This is a genomic window from Mesorhizobium sp. M0340 (assembly GCF_040321535.1).
Lineage (GTDB): Bacteria > Pseudomonadota > Alphaproteobacteria > Rhizobiales > Rhizobiaceae > Mesorhizobium.
This window is the reverse complement of sequence record NZ_JAMYRR010000002.1, coordinates 255,166-275,081: the sequence shown is the minus strand read 5'-3', so window position 1 is coordinate 275,081 and position 19,916 is coordinate 255,166. Positions and strand designations below refer to the sequence as shown.

At 63.5% G+C, this 19,916-nt stretch carries 16 protein-coding genes; 6 read left to right on the top strand and 10 right to left on the bottom strand.

Annotated elements, in window-relative coordinates:
* Nucleotides 1-201: 201 nt before the first annotated feature.
* The 5 genes from NKI79_RS04025 (at nt 202) to NKI79_RS04005 (ending at nt 5,845) form a co-directional block, all read left to right on the top strand.
* Nucleotides 202-1,845 (top strand): MFS transporter, encoded by a 1,644-nt coding sequence (locus tag NKI79_RS04025; protein WP_352800022.1) that lies wholly within the window; start codon nt 202-204, stop codon nt 1,843-1,845.
* 137 nt (nt 1,846-1,982) lie between these two features.
* Complete coding sequence (locus NKI79_RS04020; protein WP_352689977.1) at nt 1,983-2,843, top strand: FAD binding domain-containing protein; 861 nt, start codon at nt 1,983-1,985, stop codon at nt 2,841-2,843.
* Complete coding sequence (locus NKI79_RS04015; RefSeq protein WP_352478287.1) at nt 2,843-3,319, top strand: (2Fe-2S)-binding protein; 477 nt, start codon at nt 2,843-2,845, stop codon at nt 3,317-3,319. Before NKI79_RS04020 ends, NKI79_RS04015 begins: the two co-directional genes overlap by 1 nt.
* A gap of 16 nt (nt 3,320-3,335) precedes the next feature.
* Nucleotides 3,336-5,600, top strand: a complete 2,265-nt coding sequence (locus NKI79_RS04010; protein ID WP_352800020.1) for a xanthine dehydrogenase family protein molybdopterin-binding subunit — start codon at nt 3,336-3,338, stop codon at nt 5,598-5,600.
* Nucleotides 5,600-5,845, top strand: coding sequence for a MoaD/ThiS family protein (locus NKI79_RS04005; protein WP_023675441.1), 246 nt, complete (start codon nt 5,600-5,602; stop codon nt 5,843-5,845). Before NKI79_RS04010 ends, NKI79_RS04005 begins: the two co-directional genes overlap by 1 nt.
* A 194-nt stretch (nt 5,846-6,039) precedes the next feature.
* On the opposite strand, the gene NKI79_RS04000 is transcribed toward NKI79_RS04005, so the two are convergent.
* The 7 genes from NKI79_RS04000 to NKI79_RS03970 all read right to left on the bottom strand — a co-directional run bounded on the left by NKI79_RS04000 (nt 6,040) and on the right by NKI79_RS03970 (nt 12,624).
* Nucleotides 6,040-6,459 (bottom strand): Ohr family peroxiredoxin, encoded by a 420-nt coding sequence (locus NKI79_RS04000; protein WP_352478285.1) that lies wholly within the window; start codon nt 6,457-6,459, stop codon nt 6,040-6,042.
* 56 nt (nt 6,460-6,515) lie between these two features.
* Nucleotides 6,516-7,535: an alpha/beta fold hydrolase gene (locus NKI79_RS03995; protein ID WP_352800177.1), complete on the bottom strand. Its 1,020-nt coding sequence runs from the start codon at nt 7,533-7,535 to the stop codon at nt 6,516-6,518.
* 43 nt (nt 7,536-7,578) lie between these two features.
* On the bottom strand, nt 7,579-8,697 hold the full coding sequence (locus NKI79_RS03990) for a redoxin domain-containing protein (protein WP_352800018.1): 1,119 nt from the start codon (nt 8,695-8,697) through the stop codon (nt 7,579-7,581).
* A 72-nt stretch (nt 8,698-8,769) separates the two neighbouring features.
* Nucleotides 8,770-9,366, bottom strand: a complete 597-nt coding sequence (locus NKI79_RS03985; protein ID WP_352800017.1) for a VOC family protein — start codon at nt 9,364-9,366, stop codon at nt 8,770-8,772.
* 49 nt (nt 9,367-9,415) lie between these two features.
* Nucleotides 9,416-10,750, bottom strand: coding sequence for an epoxide hydrolase family protein (locus tag NKI79_RS03980; protein WP_352800015.1), 1,335 nt, complete (start codon nt 10,748-10,750; stop codon nt 9,416-9,418).
* Entirely contained in the window at nt 10,747-11,175 is a 429-nt protein-coding gene (locus NKI79_RS03975; protein WP_352800013.1) for a DUF6130 family protein, read from the bottom strand. Before NKI79_RS03975 ends, NKI79_RS03980 begins: the two co-directional genes overlap by 4 nt.
* 87 nt (nt 11,176-11,262) lie before the next feature.
* Nucleotides 11,263-12,624 carry an epoxide hydrolase family protein gene (locus tag NKI79_RS03970; RefSeq protein ID WP_352800012.1) on the bottom strand — a complete coding sequence of 454 codons (1,362 nt, stop codon included), beginning with the start codon at nt 12,622-12,624 and terminating at the stop codon, nt 11,263-11,265.
* A 224-nt stretch (nt 12,625-12,848) separates the two neighbouring features.
* Between NKI79_RS03970 and NKI79_RS03965 the strand changes: the two genes are divergently transcribed.
* Nucleotides 12,849-15,701 carry an ATP-binding protein gene (locus NKI79_RS03965; protein WP_352800010.1) on the top strand — a complete coding sequence of 951 codons (2,853 nt, stop codon included), beginning with the start codon at nt 12,849-12,851 and terminating at the stop codon, nt 15,699-15,701.
* Between the two features lie 358 nt (nt 15,702-16,059).
* Here NKI79_RS03965 and NKI79_RS03960 read toward each other — a convergent pair whose 3' ends face one another.
* The 3 genes from NKI79_RS03960 to NKI79_RS03950 all read right to left on the bottom strand — a co-directional run bounded on the left by NKI79_RS03960 (nt 16,060) and on the right by NKI79_RS03950 (nt 19,807).
* The gene (locus tag NKI79_RS03960) at nt 16,060-17,076 is read right to left on the bottom strand and encodes an aminopeptidase (protein WP_352800008.1); all 1,017 of its coding nucleotides are present in this window, start codon (nt 17,074-17,076) and stop codon (nt 16,060-16,062) included.
* 364 nt (nt 17,077-17,440) lie between these two features.
* Nucleotides 17,441-17,860: a DOPA 4,5-dioxygenase family protein gene (locus tag NKI79_RS03955; RefSeq protein WP_352800007.1), complete on the bottom strand. Its 420-nt coding sequence runs from the start codon at nt 17,858-17,860 to the stop codon at nt 17,441-17,443.
* A gap of 150 nt (nt 17,861-18,010) precedes the next feature.
* A complete protein-coding gene (locus tag NKI79_RS03950; protein ID WP_352800005.1) occupies nt 18,011-19,807 on the bottom strand; it encodes a chloride channel protein in 1,797 nt (598 codons plus the stop codon).
* Between the last annotated feature and the right edge of the window lie 109 nt (nt 19,808-19,916).

Genomic DNA, 19,916 nt, shown 5'->3' with positions numbered 1-19,916 from the left:
CGCTGCTGGTGCCCGCAACTCATATGGCGCACTCGGCGCGGCGAGCGCCACGGCGGGCCGGCGCTATCGTGTTGTTGGACCATGATGTTTTTCCAGAATGCGTTCGCCCTTTGCGAAATGATGTTCTATTTTTTGAATCCATGGCTTTGAGGGGCCGAATTCATCGGAAGAACAAACGCATTTGAGCCCGGGAAAGCATTTATGAGGGACGACACACCGGAAAGCGAAAGCGCCTCGGCGCTGGCGCCGTTCCGGCATGGCATCTTCCGGGCGGTGTGGTCCGCCAGCCTGGTTTCCAATTTCGGCGGCCTGATCCAGGGCGTCGGCGCCGCCTGGATGATGACGACGATCGCCACCTCGTCCTACCAGGTGGCATTGGTCCAGGCCTCGACCACCTTGCCGATCATGCTGTTTGCGCTGCTGGCCGGCGCCATCGCCGACAGCTTCAACCGGCGCAAAATCATGCTGATCGCGCAGATCTTTATGCTGATCGTCTCGGCTCTTCTGACCGTCTTCACCTATCTCGACCTGATGACGCCGTGGACGCTGCTCGCCTTCACCTTCCTGATCGACAGCGGCACCGCGCTCAACAGCCCGTCCTGGCAGGCTTCGGTCGGCGACATGGTGCCTCGCACCAAGGTGCCGGCGGCGATCGCGCTCAACTCGATGGGCTTCAACCTGACGCGCAGCGTCGGCCCGGCGATCGGTGGTATCATCGTTGCCGCGGCAGGTGCCGCCGCGGCCTTCGCCGTCAACACGCTGAGCTATGTCGGCCTCATCGTCGTGCTGGCCCGCTGGAAGCCGGAACTGCCGGCATCGACCTTGCCGCGCGAGACGCTGGGCGCCGCAATGGGCGCCGGCCTGCGCTACGTCGCCATGTCGCCTAACATCGGTAAGGTGCTGGTCAGGAGCTCCGCTTTCGGCTTCAGCGCCGGCGCGGTCCTGGCATTGCTGCCGCTGGTCACGCGTGACGTCGTCAAGGGTGATGCCCTGAGCTACGGCATCATGCTCGGTGCCTTCGGCATCGGCGCCGTCGGCGGCGCGCTGATCAGCGTCAGGCTACGGCAGCTGCTGTCCAGCGAAACCATGGTGCGCATGGCATTCGCCGGTTTCGCCGTCTGCGCCGTCAACGCCGCCGTCAGCAATCATGCCTGGCAGACGTCGCTCGGCCTGCTGGTCGGCGGCGCCTGCTGGGTGACGGCGCTGTCGCACTTCAACGTCACCGTACAGATGTCGACGCCGCGCTGGGTGGTCGGCCGCGTGCTTTCGGTCTACCAGACCGCGACCTTCGGCGGCATCGCGCTCGGCAGCTGGGTCTGGGGCGTCGTCGCCGACGCGCATGGCGCCGAAGTCGCCCTGATGGCGGCCAGCGTCGCCATGCTGGCGGGAGGTGCGATCGGCCTGCTGCTGCCGCTGCCGCAGCAGGCGGTGCTCAACCTCGATCCGCTCAACCGCTTCCAGGAGCCGCATCTGGCGCTTGATCTCAAGCCGCGCAGCGGTCCAATCGCGATCATGATCGAATATGTCATCCGCAACGAGGACGTGCCGGAATTCCTCGCCACCATGGCCGAGCGCGGCCGCATCCGCCGCCGTGACGGCGCCCGCAACTGGACATTGGCGCGCGATCTCGAAAATCCGTCGATATGGATCGAGCACTACCACACGCCGACCTGGGTCGAATATATCCGCCACAATCGGCGCGCCACCTACGCGGACGCCGTCATCGGCGAGCGTATAAGGGCGCTGCACAGCGGCAACGAGCCGCCGCGCGTCCGCCGCATGATCGAGCGCCCGACGACCGCCGGCACGGCGCTGGTCATGCCGAAGGGGCCGATCGAGCATTAGTGGCTGGCGGTGCGTCCAGTTGGACGAGCAAAATGAAATTGCGGCGCCTGGCCCAATCCGCGAATGCACGAACAGGATGGCCATTGTCGAGAGACGGTTATATCAGTTGATGTGACTATGACCAGTAAGGGGAGACGATGCGTTACATACGTCCGCTTTCAATTGAAGACGCCGCCGGCCTGTTGGCCAGTTCGGCCGGCACGGCCGCCATCCTCGCCGGAGGCAGTGACCTGTTGGTGAGAATGAAGGGCGGCTTTATCGAACCCGACCTGATCGTCGACATCAAGGCGATCGACGGGCTTGGCGAGATCAGGGAAACAGCCGAGGGCTTCAGCATCGGCGCGGCGGTCCCGTGCGCCGTGCTGGGCGAGAACACGGCCCTGCAGAAGGCATGGCCCGGCGTCGTCGAAGCGGCCAAGCTGATCGGCTCCAAGCAGGTGCAGGGACGCTGCACCATCGTCGGCAATCTCTGCAACGCCTCGCCGGCCGCCGACAGCGTGCCGGCACTGGTGGCCGCTGGCGCCAAGGCGGTGGTCGTCGGCCCGGGAACCAGGCGCACGATTGCCGTGGAAGCGGTGCCGACTGGGCCGGGCAAGACGTCGCTGGCAAAGGGCGAGATCATCGAGGCAATCCTGCTCGACAAACGTCTGCCGCGTTCGGGCGATGCCTATCTGCGTTTCATTCCGCGCACCGAGATGGACATCGCGGTGGTAAGCGCCGGCGTGAACCTGACGCTCGATGAGCAAGGTCGCGTCAAATCCGCCCGCCTGGCGCTGGGCGCCGTGGCGCCGACGGTGGTTCTGGTCGAGGAGGCCGCCGAGGTTCTCATCGGCTCCAAGCTGGACGAAGCCACGCTGGAGAGGCTCGCCAAGGTCTGCTCGGGCGCCTGCCGTCCGATCGACGACAAGCGAGGCACTATCGAATTCAGACGGAAAGTTGCGGGTGTGCTGGCCAAGCGGGCCGCCACGACCGCCTATGCACGTGCAGGAGGCAAGTGATGGCCGGTGTAGCAGTATCAACGACAATCAACGGCGACAATGTCGAGTTCCTTTGCCAGCCGGACGAGACGCTGCTTGATGTCCTGCGTGATCGCCTGGGACTGACGGGCGCCAAGGAAGGCTGCGGCACCGGCGACTGCGGCGCCTGCAGCATCATCCTCGACGATCGGCTGGTGTGCTCATGTCTGGTGCTCGGCGCTGAGGCCGAGGGCCGGCACCTCGAGACCATCGAGGGCATGGCGCATGGCGACAGGCTGCATCCGCTGCAGCAGAAATTCCTGGAGCACGCCGCACTTCAATGCGGCGTCTGCACGCCGGGCTTCCTCATGGCGGCCAAGGACCTTTTGGCCAAGAACCCCGATCCGACCGAGGAGGAGATCCGCTTCGGCCTCGCCGGGAACCTCTGCCGCTGCACCGGGTATGACAAGATCGTGCGCGCCGTCCAGGACGCCGCCATCGTAATGAAACAAGCGTGATGAAGGGAGCATGACGATGAATTTCGATCCACGTTACTCCGGACGCAATTTCACCTCTGTCGGCACGCGTCCCGTTCGTCCCGACGGCGTCGACAAGGTGACGGGCCGCGCACGCTATGGCGCCGACTTCAACATGGCCGGGCAGCTGGTCGGGCGCGTTCTCAGAAGCCCCCATGCGCATGCCACGATCAGGAAGATCGACACGTCGAAGGCGCAGATGCTCCCCGGCGTCAAGGCGGTGATCACCGCGGCCGACCTGCCCGACCTGACCGACGGCGATGCCGCCATGTACGACATCCTCGACAACTGCATGGCGCGCAAGAAAGCGCTCTATGACGGCCATGCCGTGGCCGCGGTCGCTGCGGTCGATGCCCGCACGGCGAAGCAGGCACTGAAGCTGATCGAGGTCGACTACGAGGTGCTGCCGCATGTCACCGACGTCGACGAGGCGATGAAGCACTCCGCACCCCTGATCAACGACGCCATCTTCACCGAGGGCCTCGAGGAAAAGCCCGTCAAGCCTTCAAACGTCACCAAGCGCACCCAGTACGGCCATGGCGACATCCATGAAGGCTTCGGCCAAGCCGATTTCGTCGTCGAACGCTCCTTCAAGACCGAGCAGACGCACCAGGGCTACATCGAGCCGCATGCCTGCGTCGCCAATGTCAGCTCCGACGGCACCGCCGACCTCTGGGTCTGTACGCAAGGCCATTTTGTCTACCGCCAGCACTGTGCCCAGCTGCTTGGCATGGAAGCCTCGAAGCTGCGCGTCACCTCGTCGGAGATCGGCGGCGGTTTCGGCGGCAAGACCCATGTCTGGGCCGAGCCGGTGGCGCTGGCGCTGTCGCGCAAGGCCGGCCGGCCGGTCAAGCTGGTCATGACGCGCGACGAGGTGTTCCGCGCCTCCGGCCCGACCAGCGCCACCTCGATCGATGTTCGGATCGGCGCCCGCAAGGACGGCACGATCACGGCGGCCGAGGCGACTCTGCGCTATAGCTGCGGCCCCTATGCCGGCATGTGGGCCGAGATCGGCGCCATGACCGCCTTTGCCTGCTACAAGCTCGAGAACGTCAAGACGGTCGGCTACGAAGTGCTGGTCAACCGGCCCAAGACCGCGGCCTATCGCGCGCCGTCGGCGCCGATGGCGGCGTTTGCGGTGGAAAGCGCGGTCGACGAGCTGGCCAAGGAGATCGGCATGGACCCGGTCGAGTTCCGGATCAGGAACGCGGCGCAGGAAGGCACCAGATCGTCCTACGGCCCGGTATATGGGCCGATCGGCATCGGGCCGACGCTGGAGGCGGCGAAGAACCATCCGCACATGAAGGCGCCGCTCGGCAAGAATCAGGGTCGCGGCATGGCCTGCGGCTTCTGGTTCAACTTCGGTGGCCAGACCTGCACCGACCTCAACATCGGCATGGATGGCTCGGTCTCGCTTGCTGTCGGCACGGTCGATGTGGGTGGTTCCCGCGCGTCGCTGTCGCTGGTGGCGGCGGAGGAGCTTGGTATCCCCTATGAGCAGATCAAGACGGTGGTCGCCGATACCTCCAGCCTCGGCTACAACGATATGACGGACGGCAGCCGCGGCACCTTCTCGTCTTCGATGGCGACGATCTCCGCCGCTCGCAACGCCATCAAGGTCCTCAGGCAGCGCGCCGCGCAGATGTGGGACATACCCGTCGACGACGTGGTCTGGGAAGAGGGTCATGCGATTGCCAAGGGCGCGACGCACGGCAACCTCTCGCCGCTGTCGCTGAAGGAGATCGCGGCCGCTTCCGGAAAGACGGGCGGACCCATCGCAGGCCATAGTGAGCTCGTCGCCGACGGCGCCGGCGTTTCGTTCGCCACCCATATCTGCGATATCGAGGTGGATCCCGAGACAGGCTCGACCAGGGTGCTGCGCTACACCGTCGTTCAGGACGCCGGCAAGGCGGTGCATCCGACCTACGTCGAGGGGCAGTACCAGGGCGGTGCCGCGCAAGGCATCGGCTGGGCGCTCAACGAGGAGTATATCTACGGCAAGGACGGGCGGCTGCAGAACCCTGGCTTCCTGGATTACCGCATCCCGGTCTGCTCGGACCTGCCGATGATCGACACGCAGATCCTCGAGATCCCCAATCCTAACCATCCTTACGGGGTGCGCGGCGTCGGCGAGACCTCGATCGTGCCGCCGCTGGCGGCGATCGCCAATGCGGTGTCGAACGCCGCGGGCGTGCGGATGACGCATATCCCGATGTCGCCGCCGCGCATCCTGGCGGCGCTCGAGGCGGAACGGGAAGGCTGATGGTCGAAGTAACGCTCTGGGGGTCGCTCGGCGCGATCGCCGGAGGCAAGAGCAAGGTCGAAATCGAGGCCAAGGATATTCGGGAGCTGTTCAGGAAACTGGCTGAACAGTATCCCGGCCTCGAGCCATACATCGATCGCGGCATCGCCGTCGCCATCGACGGGACGATCTATCGCGACACCTGGTCGAAGGAACTGCCGGAAGGGGCGGAGATTTTTTTGTTGCCGCGGTTGGCTGGGGGGTAGGTGAGGTCGTCGGCATTGCCTAGCATCAAGGTCTCGAACGTCGTTGATGGGGCCGACAACGGACCGGCAGCTTCGAGCCCGCGGATATCGAAAGCGGACATTCACGTCGATGTGGGCATGATCATGATCTGACCCCGAACAGACTGGGAGCGAGGTGCCAAAAGCTTCAACGCCGAAGAGCGATGTAGGTCAAATCAGACGATCCTCATTATGACATCGATATTGCCCCGTGTCGCTTTGGAGTAAGGACAAATCTCGTGCGCTTCATCCACCAGAATTTGTACCATATCGCGCTCCAGACTCGGCACGGCAATATCCAGTTGGACGCTAAGAAAGTGGCCGTTTTCTCCGTAGTTCAGATTCACCTCGGCCTCGATGCTCATCCCTGCAGGCAGCGCGATTTTTCGTTCGTGGGCCGCAGATGCGATTGCGCTTGCGAAGCTGGCCGACCAGCCGGCCGCGAGCAACTGCTCCGGATTGGTGCCGATGCGCGCCGATCCAGGCGTCGATAGCCAGATGTCCAGAAGGCCGTCGGAACTGCGCGAGGCGCCATTTTCGCGGCTGCCCGTGGTTGCGGTCCTGGCCGTATAGACAACCCTTGCGATGTGGCTCATTGGCATTCTTTTGCTGGTAGCGGTAACCGCCGCTTGGGCGGTTGCCGCGAACTCCATCAGGCGTCGGCTTCGACAACTGCATCGGCAAAGGCCTGCGGCGCTTCCTGGGGCAGGTTGTGCCCGATGCCGCCGGTGACGACCCGATGCGCGTATCTGGCCGGGAACATCGTGGCGTACACGCTGGCGTCCGGATGCGGCGCGCCATTGGCGTCACCTTCGAGGGTGACCGTCGGCACGCCGATGACCGGTGCCTGCGCGAGTCGCTCCTCGAACGCGTCGTATTGCTGCTCGCCGGCGGCGAGTCCGAGCCGCCAGCGATAATTGTGGATCACAATGGCCACGTGATCGGGATTGTCGAAGGCTGCGGCGCTGCGCTCGAATGTGGCATCGTCGAAATTCCACTGCGGCGACGCGAGTTGCCAGATCAGCCTGGCGAAATCCCGTGTGTATTTCTCGTAGCCGGCGCGGCCGCGATCGGTGGCGAAGTAATATTGATACCACCATTGCAACTCGGCCTTGGGTGGCAGCGGCAGCTTGCCGGCTTGCTGGTTGCCGATGAGGTAGCCGCTCACCGAGACCATCGCCTTGCAGCGTTCAGGCCATAGGGCGGCAATGATGTTCGCGGTGCGGGCGCCCCAGTCGCAGCCGCCAATCGTCGCCTTTTCGATGCCCAGCGCGTCCATCAGGGCGACAATGTCCGCGGCAATCGCAGACTGCTGACCGTTGCGCATCGTGTCATCCGACAGGAATCGGGTCGTGCCGTAGCCGCGCAGGTAGGGCACAATCACGCGGTACCCCTTTGCGGCAAGCAGGGGAGCGACATCGGCATAGGTGTGGATGTCATACGGCCAGCCATGTAGCAGGATGACGGGCGGGCCGTCGGTCGGTCCAAGTTCCGCATAGCCGACGCTCAGCACGCCGGCCTCGATCCGCTTCAAGGGCCCAAAGGACGCCGCAGGCTCGCCAGTCGTCTGTTGCGCTTGTGCCGGGCCGATCAGGCCGAACTGAGTGGCGGCGACAGCCATCGCGGCGGCGCCAAAGAACCGACGGCGATCTTGGTCGATCTCATCCGGTATATTGAGTGAATGCATTTGGGAACCTCTATCCTTGCGCGGGCGATCAGCCGAACGTGAATGCAAAGACCTCCACGCCTGAGTCGAGAAACTCGATCTCGAACTGCCGATCGATGATGGGTTTCGATTGTCGGATCAGTTGGTACAGGCGCTGCTCTGTCACTGCGCCTTCGCCCTTTTCATTGACGTCGATGCCGTGAGCCGTGCCTGGCGGCTGTCCGTCGATCAGCACGCGAAATCTCACAGACGTTCCCGGCGCTGCCGGACCCATGACCAGATGAAGGTCGCGCGCGTGAAAACGGTACGCGATGCGGCCATCGGACTTGTTCAGTACGGCGGTTTCTTTCCTTACCGTCCAACTGCCAGACAGCCCCCACTCATTCAGGCGTAGTCGCGCCGGCACGTCGTAGATGTGCGGCGCGTCCAAGACCGCTTCATCGCCGGACGTAAAATTCTGGGTGCGTTCGTAGCCGAGATAATTTTCCAGAGACTTGAGGGTCTCCCAATCGGCCGCGGCTTCGATGCCGCGGGCATCCACCGACACAGGCTCACGGTCGAATCCGCCGGCGCCAGCCTCAGTCAGCAATTCCTGGATGACCATTTCCGACTGTTGGTATGAGCCCTCGCCAAAGTGGTGATACCGGACGCGTCCTCGCGAATCGACGAAATAGAGTGCCGGCCAGTACTGGTTGCTGAAAGCCCGCCATATGAGATGGTCATTGTCGACGGCGATCGGGTAATCGATCCCCAGGTCTTTCACCGCCCGGTGCACGTTGTTCAGGTCTTTTTCGAACGCGAACTCCGGCGCGTGGATTCCGATCACCACCAAACCATGCTTCCGGTATTTCTCGTCCCAGGTCTGAACGTAGGGAAGCGTGCGCAGCCAGTTGATGCAGGTGTAGGTCCAGAAATCGATGAGGACGACCTTGCCATGCAAAGCCGACGCCGTCAGCGGCGGCGAATTTATCCACTCGTTCGCCACGCCAAGCGAAGCAAGCTCGGATTGACCCTCAAACTGGAGGGAGAAAAGTCCGTGAAGAAACGGAACCCTCATCGGTGCGGAGGCTATCGGCTGAGCCACATTCGTGTCTCCCAGAAAACTGGCAATCGGAGCCCCGATTGCCAGTGCGAGCGCCACGGCGACGAGCAGCTTGGTTGCTTTCATCGACGACGCCTTTTCAGTTTCGATCGATATCGCCGCGCAGACGATTCGGCGGCGCGCTGCGCGCTGAATCCTTCAAAGCGGAAGCTCTTTGCCGGCCTGCTCAGCCACCATGTATTCCGCGTACCAGTCCGGCCAGTTCTCATCGCGCTGGCCGCCGTTGCGCTTCTCGTGCTCGCCGTGGGCTGCCGACGCGCGTCGCAGCCCGGCAGCAAGATCCGCTCCGGAAGCGTAGGTCGTGGCATTGGAGTCGATCCGGCCGGGAAAGCGGGTGGTGATTTCCTGCAGCAGCCATTCGTTGCCGTCCGGGTCCTTGAACGTCGCGAACGAGGAGTAGCTGCGCCGCTCGGGATCGCGCCCCTTGACCGCCGGCTTGCCGGGACCTGTGCGGTGAAACGCCTCGCTGACCTCGGCGCCGTGGCCAATGAGCTCGACGCGCGCCGCCTCGATGTCCGACACGACAAGATAAAGTCCGCTTGCCGAGCCGGGCGCCGCCGTCGTGATCCCCGTGCCGAAGTGGATCGAGGCAGGCGAGCCCGGAGGTGTGAACTGCACACCCCGGAACGTATCGCCGACGACGAAATCGCCGTCGAGCCGCCAGCCCAGGCCGCTATAAAAGCTCTTGGCGCGATCGACGTCCGAGACGGGGATGACCACGACCTCGAGCTTCATGTCGAGCGCCTGCTTTTTGAGGGTCCCGGTCGCAGTTTCGCGCTTTTCGTCATGGGGCGGTTTCATGGTTTGAGACATTTGTCGTTCCTTTCGAGTGAGGTGGTTGTTTGGTTTGCCGCAGCGGCCTGAACGCGGCGCGCAACTCGGCAGAAAAGAGCTCCGGCTGCTCCCACGCGGCGAAGTGGCCGCCTTTGTCGACCTCATGGAAGTAGATCAGGTTGGGGTAGGCGCGCCGGGCCCAGGTCTCGGGGGCCCGATAGCCTTCGCCCGGAAAGACCGTGATGGCCACCGGCAGCGAGACTTCGCTGGTCTTTTCAGCGCCGGCAAACACGGGACTGCGCCCGCCGCCGTACTCCCAGTAAATTCGCCCGGACGAGGTGGCGGTGTTCGTCAGCCAATACAGCGTGATATCGTCCAGCACTTCGTCAGGCGACTTTTCAGGGTCGCTTTTGTCGTAGGTCCAGCCCGAAAAGCCCGGATGTCCGAGCATCCAAGCGGCGAGCCCTGCGGGGGAGTCATTGATGGCGTAACCGATCGTCTGGGGCCGGGTGCCCATCATCGTGGCGTAGGATCTGTTCCCCATCTTGGCGGCCATGCTGAGCGCATCGAAGGCCGCGCGCTCCTTGTCCATGAGCCCCGCCGGCGCGGGTCCGCCGGCGGCGAGCACCGCGGCAATCTCTGGCGGTACGACAGCCGGCAGGTTGACATGAATGCCGAGCAGGCCTGCCGGGGCCAGACGTCCCATTGCATTCGAAACGGGAGAGCCCCAGTCGCCGCCCTGGGCGACGTAATCTGTGTAGCCAAGGCGCTTCATCAGCTCTGCCCAGGCTCGTGCAATGCGGTCTGTACCCCAGCCAGTATCTGTGGGTTTGCCGGAGAAGCCGAAACCCGGCAACGACGGCAGTACGAGGTCGAACGCGTCTTCCGGGCTACCGCCATGCGCCGTGGGATCGGTGAGCGGGCCGACGGTCTTGAGCAGTTCGAGCACCGAGCCGGGCCAGCCATGCGTCATGATCAGCGGCAGGGCATTGGGATGTTTCGAGCGAACGTGAATGAAGTGGATGTCCACGCCGTCGATCGTGGTCATGAACTGGGGCAGGGAATTCAGCTTCGCTTCCGCTGTCCGCCAGTCGTAGGCCGTGCCCCAATACTCGACGAGCGGCCTGATCTTCGCGAGCTGTATGCCCTGCGACTGGTCCTCGACCGTCTCCCGGTCGGGCCACCGTGTCTGCGCAATGCGACTGCGAAGATCATCAAGCGGCGCTTGCGGCACATAGACTTTGAAGGGCCGGATCGAGCGATCCTCAACCGGGTTGGCGGAGGCGGGCGCGGAAAGGATGCAAAGCCCGAATGCCAGCACGGCCGCCAGTTGGTCTAGCCTCATGGCTGCACCGTCTTGTCCGGAGTGTGGAACGTCACCGTTTGTTTGGTGAAGACTTTGCCTTCTGGATCCACCACCTCGATCAGCACCATGTGCTGGCCGCTTGGCATGCCCACCAAGATGATGGTGTTGCTCTGACCGTAGTCCGCCCACGCCCAAGGCAGGTCGTCGACGGTGACGTGCAGATGCCCGACCCGCGGAGACACGTTACGCGCGGCCGCCCCGCCCACAGGCAGGATGCGCAAGTTCTCCACCCGGTACGGGATGAACACGACGCCGCCGGCCAGCGGACCCGGAAGCGGCGGCTCCACGATCAGCCTGGGTGCGGGCTCGTTGTCGATGGGAACGACTGTGCTCTGGGCAAACGCGCCCGTGGCGAGCACGGTGCAAGCCGCGAGTGCGGCGAGCGTCTTGATGAGGGGGTTCATTGCAGTCGCTCCCTTCGGAGGTTCGCTACGCAGCTATCGCTGGGCGGAAGATGACGCGCGTCCGGCGCGCCATCCCCCGCCAACACGTCATGTCTGCAACGTCTTGAATGTTGCGCGCACCTCATCGGTGAAACTCTTCGGCTGCTCCCAGGCGGCGAAATGGCAGCCCTTGTCCGTGCGGCCATAGTGCAGAAGCTTCGGGAACGCCCGTTCGGTCCAACTCTTCGGTGCGGTGTAGATTTCGCTGGGGTTCGCAGTCGCACCGACGGGAATGGTGATGCCCTTGGCGTCGAAGAAGCCGGCCTTCGCCGTTTGCGTATGTTCCCAATAGAGACGCGCCGACGAGATCGCCGTGTTCGTCAGCCAGTAGAACGTGATGTTGTCGAGGATGTCGTCGCGGGTAAGGCCCTCCGGCTCTCCATCGAAGGAGCGGGCGATCAGCGCATAACTGTCCGCATCGTGATCGAGGATCCACGCCGCCAGGCCGGCCGGTGAATCGACGATCCCGTAGAGAGTTTGCGGACGAAGAGCCATCTCGTTGGCGTAGCCCAGGCCGTTTTTGTAGAAGAACGCTACCTGCTCGTAGGCACGCTTCTCGTCGGGGCCAAGATCAGCGGGGGGCGGACCGCCGGAGGCTAGCGCCTTCACGATCTCCGGCGGAATGGTCCCCGGCATATTCGTGTGGATGGCGACCAGCTCGGGAGGTGCGATCAGGGCCATCTGTTCCGTGATGAGTGCTCCCCAATCGCCGCCCTGCGCGACGTAGCGGTCGTAGCCGAGGCGTTTCATCAGCACGATCCACGCCCGCGCGATGCGCCCCGGATCCCAACCGGTTTCGGTGGGCTTGCCGGAAAAGCCGTAGCCCGGCATCGACGGGATCACCACGTCGAACGCGTCGGCCGCGGTACCGCCGTGCGCAGTGGGATTGGTGAACGGATCGATGATCTTCAGGAGTTCGATGACCGAACCGGGCCAGCCATGCGTGATGATGACAGGCAGTGCGCCCCGATGTTTGGATTTCACGTGGATGAAGTGGATGTCGAGGCCGTCGATCTCGGTGACGAAATTCGGCAGCGCCTTCAACCGCGCCTCGCATTTGCTCCAATCATATTCCGTTCCCCAATACTGCATGAGCTTCTGCATCGTGGCGAGTTGCACGCCCTGCGTTGGCCCTACCGTCGCAGGGGTCGACCAGATCCGCCGGGAGGCCTCGTCGGATACGAGCTCGCGCTCGGGCCAGCGCGTAGCGACGATGCGCCGGCGAAGCTCGGTGAGCTCCTCCTGCGGGAAGCTAACGGTGAAGGGGCGGATGCCATCGCTGGTTGATGCGGCGGCCTTGTGTGACGGGAGCAGGCTCGCGGCGCCTGCGGCGGCGATGCCGACCGCGGCAGTGCTCAAGAGTCGCCGGCGATCCTGGTCGATTGTTTCGGAGGTTCTGGTCGTGTCCATGGGACTCTCCTGGGGTTGATGGATGCGATCTGCACTGCTTGACGTACCCCCGGGAGATGGGATTAGCCCGTTATGCGTCGTGAGCTCTTGTTAGTCGCTGCCCGCCAGCCGCTTTTTTGAGCAGATAGGAGGGGCCAGACAGTGGAGACTCCCTATGGTGCGGGAGCGTTCCTTGACTTAAACTGAGGCGCTGGGTGCAGGCGGCTCCCAAAAGAAGAGACGCCATGACGATAACGGCAAGTCAGGCCAAAGACAGATTGTCGTTTGGCCCTTTCTGCTTGGCTGCGGGTGAAAGGCTCCTGACAAGAGAGGGCGCTCCCGTAGAGCTGGGCTCGCGCGCCCTTGAAATTCTCATCGTCCTGACTTCCGCGCCGAATGAAGTCGTCAGCAAGAAGGATCTGATGTCGCGGGTCTGGCCCGATGTGGTTGTCGAGGAAGGCAGCCTGCGGTTCCACATGACCGGGCTGCGCAAGGCGCTGGGCGATGGAAAGGATGGCGCGCGTTACATCGCGACGCTTCCGGGGCGCGGCTATTGCTTCGTTGCACCGGTCTCGCGATCAAGCACACACGACGAAGCCCCATTCATCGCCGCTGGGTTTCCGCATGCGAATCTTCCAAACCGCTTGAGCAGAATGGTCGGGCGGGATGAGGACGTTCTCAAGCTGTCGGCGCAGCTGAATGCTTCGCGGTTCGTCACCATCGTTGGCGCCGGCGGTGTCGGTAAAACAACCGTCGCGATCGCAGTCGGGCATCATCTGATCGACGCATTTTATGGGGCAGTTCTGTTCGTCGATCTGGGAATGATCGGTGATCCCGGTCTGGTGACGACAGCCGTTGCCTCGATGCTTGGGCTGTCCGTTCAAACAGAAGATGCCACGCCCAACCTAATCGCTTACTTGCGCAACAAGCGGATTCTCTTGATCCTCGATACCTGTGAGCATCTCTTGGATGCGGTGGCGCCTTTGGCAGCAAGCATCGTCGATGCGACGTCACAGGTCCACATTCTGGCAACGAGCCGCGAGGTGCTTCGGGTTGAGGGCGAGCATATCTATCGATTGGATGCGCTTGCCTATCCGCCCGACGAACCTGGACTAACGGCGGCCATTGTCCAGACCTTCCCGGCCACCCAACTGTTCGTCGAACGAGCGGTGGCAGGCGGCGCTCGTTTGGACGTCAGCGATGCGGAAGCCCTGCTCATCGCAAGCATCTGTCGAAAGCTCGACGGCGTGGCGCTCTCCATCGAACTGGCGGCCAGGCGCGTCGAATCCTATGGGCTGCAACAGACCGCCGCGCTTCTTGATCAACGCCTGACACTGCTGTGGCTCGGTTCGCGGACCGCGCCGCCGCGTCAGCAAACCCTGCAGGCGACACTAGACTGGAGCTTGGGGCTCCTGACCGACCTTGAGCGCGTGGTGCTTCGCAGGCTCGCTGTATTCGTCGGTCATTTCACGCTCGATGCTGCACTGGAGGTGGTGACGAGCGCGACCCTCGACCGATCGACCGTCCTTGGCGCCATGGACAGTCTTGTCGCCAAATCGATCGTGGCGACGCGTCCGGTCGGAGCAATGATGCGCTACAGGCTCCTCGATACGACGCGCGCCTACGTTCTCGACATCCCGATCGATGACGCCGAGGCTGCCGATCTGGCAGTGCGCCACGCCGCCTACTATCGGAGATGGCTGGAGCAGACCGGGATCGAGTGGCCAAGCCTGGCGACCGGTGAGGAGCGGGCGCCTCACTTCGCCGCCATCAACAATGTCCGGGCTGCCTTGGAATGGTGCTTCGGCGACAGCGGAAACGCCGACATCGGCGTCGGACTCGCCACCGCTGTCGCGCCGGTTTTCCTGGCAATGTCCTTGTTGCCGGAGTGTCATCGCTGGTCTGAAAGAGCAATATTCGCTTTCGACGATGCCGCCCGCGGCGGACTTGACGAGATGCATCTTCAGGCAGCCCTCGGCGTGTCCTTCATGTTCATGCGGGGAGGACGCGACAGGGCGCGCGTAGCTCTGGAGAGGAGCCTGGCGATCGCCGAGGAGCGCGGCAATCCGCTGGACCGGGTGCGTCTGTTGGGTCCGCTCAACATGTTCCATCTGCGGACGGGCAATTTCGCAACCGCCCTTGAGTTTGCAAGGCGTTGTTCAGCCACAGCCGCGACCTTGGACGACTCGGTCGCCAGCGCGCTGGCACACTCGATCCTGGGCATCTCGCTCCACCTGCGAGGCGACCTCGCGCAGGCCCGCGCAGAGCTGGAGGCGGCGCTCGACCGTGGGCCGCGCTCCCAGCGGACCACGACGATCTATCTGGGGTTCGAAGGCAAAATCCTGGCCAGGGCCATCCTGGCGAGGAACCTTTGGCTACAAGGCCATCCGGATCAAGCCATGGCACACGCCCGACAGGCCGTCGAAGAGGCTGCCGCCATGGATCATTCTCTAACGTTGGCGATCGCGTTGATCTGGGCGATATCGGTCTTCCTTTGGACCGGCGACCTGAAGAGCGCCGAGGCGTACATAGATATGCTCATCGCCCGCGCGGAATCCCATTCCATGACTCCTTACCTGCTGGTCGGTCGGGGCTTCAAAAGCGAAGTCGCGATCCGTCACGGCGATGCAAAAAGCGGCGTCGAGGGCCTGCAGACATCTCTTCAGAAGCTCCACGCGGCGCCTTATGAATTGCTCACGACGCCGCTCAATCTCTCGCTAGTTAGGGGACTGTCCGCGACCGGTCAGGTTGATGAAGCCATTGCGTTGATCGACGAGTCGCTTGGTCAAGTCGAACAGAACGGCGATCAATTGTACCTCCCGGAGTTGCTCCGGATGAAGGGAAGCCTCCTTCTCCAGTCGGAGCGCAACCGTGATGAAGCTGCCGCCTACCTCATGCAGGCACTGGAGTTGAGCCGAAGTCAGCGCGCACGGGCATGGGAGTTGCGAACCGCAACCGACATGGCGACGCTGATGGCCGGGCGAAGGGAGGCGGATAGCGCTCGCGAGCTCTTGCAACCAGTCGTGGAGCATTTCGTTGAGGGCCAGGACACTGCGGATGTTAAGGCTGCCGAGCACCTTCTGGCTACGCTGAGGTAGCAATCGTGACCTCTGCTTTAGGAGTAAAGTTGCTTGTGGCCTGTGAATTTCGTGATGGCCGCTTTTGGCGAAGGACGGCACTGTCGTAGTGACTGGAATTGGGCGCAAAGCGGCCGGTCATGCCCGCCTGAACTGCACTGCAGGCACATGCGATTTCAGACGCCGAACCTCACATACCGAAGGGCACCCCGCCCTACGCCTCCAGCGTCGGCTCCGTATTCACCTCCAGCGCCTCTTCCGGCTCATCGTCCTCTCCCAGAATCTCCCCGTGCACTCCCAGCGCCCGCCCGATCCAGATCGGGTCGACCAGACGGTCGCGGCGAGGGTTGGTGGGCTCAGCCCGCCGCGCCTGTTCAACTCAATCACAGCTTTTCACCGCCTTCAGCGCTTCGGCGCGGGACGGTTTGTCCGCGATCCGTCGAACTGACGCGTAGAACCTTGGATAGTCGCCGGAACACAGGTCGAACAGGCGAAGAAATGCCGGAACCTGTTCGCCGTAGACGGAAGTCGCGGCGAGCTTGGCGTTGTTGATCGGCGTATCGAACCAGCGGTCGTATCCCCGGGATCCGGCCCAGCGCCGGTCGCGCATGTGCCGGTAGCGCAGCCGCAGCGTTTCGATCGCCGCTGCCTTGGCGGCCGCCATCTGCTCCGGGGTACGGGGACTTCGATAGACCTGGGCCAGCTCGTCGCGCGTTTTCGACACCAGTTTGAGAAAATCGGCGCTGCGCTTGCGAGCGACTTCGTAGCGGCGCAATCCGGCCCGATCGCCGGCGGCGCGGAGCCATTTCCTTGTGCCGGTGGTTTCGACGGCAACCGCGAAAGCCTCGTTGAACGCGGAATCGCCCTCCACATAGAGGCGCTGATGCGCCAGTTCATGGAAGACAAGGCTTGCGAGATAAATGTCGTCCTGACGAAGCATGGTGCTGAGCAACGGGTCACTGGACCAGCCCAGCGTGGAATAGGCGGTGATGCCTGTGACGTAGACGTCCAGCCCCTGTCTCTGAAGCGCGACAGCGCTGTCCGTCGCGGATTTCCGGGAGAAGTAACCCCGGTACGGAACGCAGCCGAAAACCGGAAAGCACCATGTTTTCGGCGCGAGCGAGAATTGCGGCGCGGCAAAAACGGCCCAAGTCACAGCGTCCCGGTGGATGTCGACGTAGCTGCGATAGCTGCTGTTGTCAGGCAGAGCCAGTTCATCTGTCGCGAATTGTCTTATGGCGCTCGCCGACGTCAGCTTGCTGCGCAATGCCCTGGGCGTCGAAGGATCACGGATCAGTCTTCCAATATTCTTGCGCGCCGCCATGATCCGTACATGACCCTCCAGCGACTGCGCGTAGTAGGAAATGCTTGTGCAGCCGGCCACCCCGAACGCCATGGTCAGCGCGGCCAGTATTCGAAAAACGCGCCTCACAGTTTGCCCACCGCTTGCTTGTCTGCCCATGCAGCTCCGTTCTCAAACAGAGCACCGATCTTCGTCAAGCAGACACCGGCCCAAAGTTACCGCACTCTTCGCCCGCCCCGACAACCGCATATGAGATTCTTGCGAGGAGGACCCACCCTAACCCTCCCCACAAGGGGAGGAACGCTGCCGCGCACCTTTACGTCCTCCTTGGCATTGAAAGGGCATGCAATTTGCCGAGGTCAGCGCCAACAGAAGTTTCCCTCCCCCTTGTGGGGAGGGGTTAGGGGTGGGGGTACTCGTAGAGCGAAGACCTTGGTTGCCCTATGCGATTGCCCTGCTACACCCCCACCGTCGGCTGCGTATTCACCTCCAGCGCCTCCTCCGCCTCATCCTCCTCGCCAAGCACCTCGCCCTTCACCCCCAACGGCCGCCCGATCCAGATCGGGTCGACCAGATGGTCGCGCCTGGGGTTGGTGGTGTTGGGGTGGATGAGGATGCTCAGGCCGCCATGGTTCAGCATCAGCCATGGAACCAGCGTAGCGAAAATCCCGGTGGCGAAGGAGACCTGGTACATGGCCTGCTGATGCGGGCCGACCGGCTCGTCGCGCCAATTGCCCAGGCGCACGCGGAAACGCTCGCCGATGCGCAGGCGCAGCCATTCGGCATGCTGCCGCTCGGCCTGCCCGTCATAGTAGATGTGCGCGTGATAGCTGGCAATTTCCGAAAGCGGCCTTGGACTGGCGGCGTCTTCGTTCACCTTGATGCTCTCCTTCGATGATTACCGGCAGACCCGAAGCATGGAAGGTCGACCTTGTCGAGGCTGCGTTGATGCCGCCTCTTGCAGGGGGGATAACCGGGACATCCGTCTCACTACCATCGATGACCAAGACTTGGCCTGTCACGTGCGCTACCCCTCGCCCGACAGATCGCGCCGCGCCTTGTCGAGTTCTTCGGCATAGCGCCGCATCAGATGGCCTTCGGTCAGCAGCCCGACCACCTTGCGGTCGGTGAAATCCTCGACCACCGCCAATTCCTCGGCGCCGGCGCGCTGGAAGGTTTCGGCGGCCGATTGCACGTTCATGCTCGGCACCAGCACCGCGTCCTTGAACTTGACGAAGGACAGCACCGGCCTCTCGTCGTCCGACAAATGGCTGTGCAGTTCGGCGACGATCAGCACGCCGACATAATGCAGGTCGGCGTCGACCGCGATGACGCGCTGCGAGGCACCGAGCGGCACCTGCTTGCGGAATTGTGCAAGCGTCGTCGAGACGTCGATGGTGCGGACATCCTTGCGCATCATCGAGCCGACAGTCAGGCTGCGCATCCAGCCGACATCATGCGCGCTGCGGATGGTTTCGCCGCGCAGGTGAAAACGCCATGTCGAGAAGGAATAGCCGAAAGTTTCGCGCACCAGGATCGCCGCCATGAGCGAGGACGCCAGCACCACGCCGGTCAGCGTCAGGTCACGGGTCGATTCCAGCGCCAGGAAGGTCATCGTCAACGGGCCGCCGACGACGCCTACGGCGAGCGAGGTCATGCCGACGACGGCGGCGACGGCCGGGTCGATGCCGGTCGCCGGCGAGACGAATGCCATAGCGCCGGCAAACATCTTGCCGAGCAGCGCGCCGAGGAACAGCGAGGCAAAGAACAGGCCGCCTCGGAAGCCGGAGCCGAGCGAGATCGCCGACGCCGCCAGCTTCAGCACGAAAACGCTGGCCACCACGGCCAGCCCGTAATTCATCGCGAATTCGCGGTGCAGCGCGCCATGGCCGCTGGACAGGACCTGCGGCGTGACCAGGCCCATCAGCCCGACCATCACGCCGCCGATGGCTGGGCGCAGCGAGGCGTCGATCGACAGCCGCGCAAAGACGCGCTCGATCATGCTCACCAGATGCATGATGGCGATGGAAGCGCCACCGCCCAGAAGCCCGAGCAGCATGAACGGCAAATACTGGCTGACGGTGAGCTGCGGCAAACCGGCGAGTTCCAGCGGAAACGGCACGCCGCCGAACACCTCGGCGGTCAGCGAGGCTGAGATCGCGGCGGCCATTACCGGCGCGACATTGGCGACCGAGTAGATGCCGATGACCAGCTCGAAACCGTAGAAGGCGCCGGTCAGCGGCGCGTCGAAAGCGGCGGCGATCGCGCCGGCGGCACCGCAGCCGACCAGGATGCGGACATCGTTGCGGCGCAGCCTGAATAAGCGCGCCAGCCGCGACGCCAGGCCCGAACCCACCTGCGTATAGCCGGCCTCGAGCCCGACCGAAGCGCCGAAGCCGCTCGAGATCATCGTCTGCCCGGCGATGATGAAGGTATCGGTCAGCGACATGCGGCCGCCGTAAAGTGCATTGGCTTCGATCGGATCGACCGGCGTGCGGAACTTCCGCTTTCTCAGCCAGATCACCGTCAGCCCGAGCAGGATGCCGCCGATCGCCGGTATCAGCGCCTGCTCCGGCCTTTGCAGCGAAAACATCGCCGAAAGCCGACCGCCGGGCTGAACGCCGAACATAAGCCCATGCAGGACCTGCACCAGTCCGCTCATGCCGGTGACCAGCGCACCCGCCATCATCCCGACCAGGGCCGCCAGAATGACCACGGCAATGCCGCGTGCCTCGAGCAGCGGGATCGATCTGATCAGCACCGCGCGCAACCGGCGGGCATAGACTTGCGGTTCGTTTCTGGGCGGTTCTTTTCTGGAAAGCACCGTGCGGCTCGCCGATATCCAAAAGGGGGAGTGGTGCCTGATACCCTCGGCAACATCGCATGGCAACATGAGGGCCGCCAAGGTGTCATGCCCGCGCGATGCTGCGGCG

What these genes read in the sequence shown, in the direction of transcription:
- NKI79_RS04025 (WP_352800022.1), top strand. Translation starts at nt 202, where the DNA reads ATGAGGGACGACACACCGGAAAGCGAAAGCGCCTCGGCGCTGGCGCCG.
- NKI79_RS04020 (WP_352689977.1), top strand. Translation starts at nt 1,983, where the DNA reads ATGCGTTACATACGTCCGCTTTCAATTGAAGACGCCGCCGGCCTGTTG.
- NKI79_RS04015 (WP_352478287.1), top strand. Translation starts at nt 2,843, where the DNA reads ATGGCCGGTGTAGCAGTATCAACGACAATCAACGGCGACAATGTCGAG.
- NKI79_RS04010 (WP_352800020.1), top strand. Translation starts at nt 3,336, where the DNA reads ATGAATTTCGATCCACGTTACTCCGGACGCAATTTCACCTCTGTCGGC.
- NKI79_RS04005 (WP_023675441.1), top strand. Translation starts at nt 5,600, where the DNA reads ATGGTCGAAGTAACGCTCTGGGGGTCGCTCGGCGCGATCGCCGGAGGC.
- NKI79_RS04000 (WP_352478285.1), bottom strand. Translation starts at nt 6,459, where the DNA reads ATGAGCCACATCGCAAGGGTTGTCTATACGGCCAGGACCGCAACCACG.
- NKI79_RS03990 (WP_352800018.1), bottom strand. Translation starts at nt 8,697, where the DNA reads ATGAAAGCAACCAAGCTGCTCGTCGCCGTGGCGCTCGCACTGGCAATC.
- NKI79_RS03985 (WP_352800017.1), bottom strand. Translation starts at nt 9,366, where the DNA reads ATGAAGCTCGAGGTCGTGGTCATCCCCGTCTCGGACGTCGATCGCGCC.
- NKI79_RS03980 (WP_352800015.1), bottom strand. Translation starts at nt 10,750, where the DNA reads ATGAGGCTAGACCAACTGGCGGCCGTGCTGGCATTCGGGCTTTGCATC.
- NKI79_RS03975 (WP_352800013.1), bottom strand. Translation starts at nt 11,175, where the DNA reads ATGAACCCCCTCATCAAGACGCTCGCCGCACTCGCGGCTTGCACCGTG.
- NKI79_RS03970 (WP_352800012.1), bottom strand. Translation starts at nt 12,624, where the DNA reads ATGGACACGACCAGAACCTCCGAAACAATCGACCAGGATCGCCGGCGA.
- NKI79_RS03965 (WP_352800010.1), top strand. Translation starts at nt 12,849, where the DNA reads ATGACGATAACGGCAAGTCAGGCCAAAGACAGATTGTCGTTTGGCCCT.
- NKI79_RS03960 (WP_352800008.1), bottom strand. Translation starts at nt 17,076, where the DNA reads ATGGCGTTCGGGGTGGCCGGCTGCACAAGCATTTCCTACTACGCGCAG.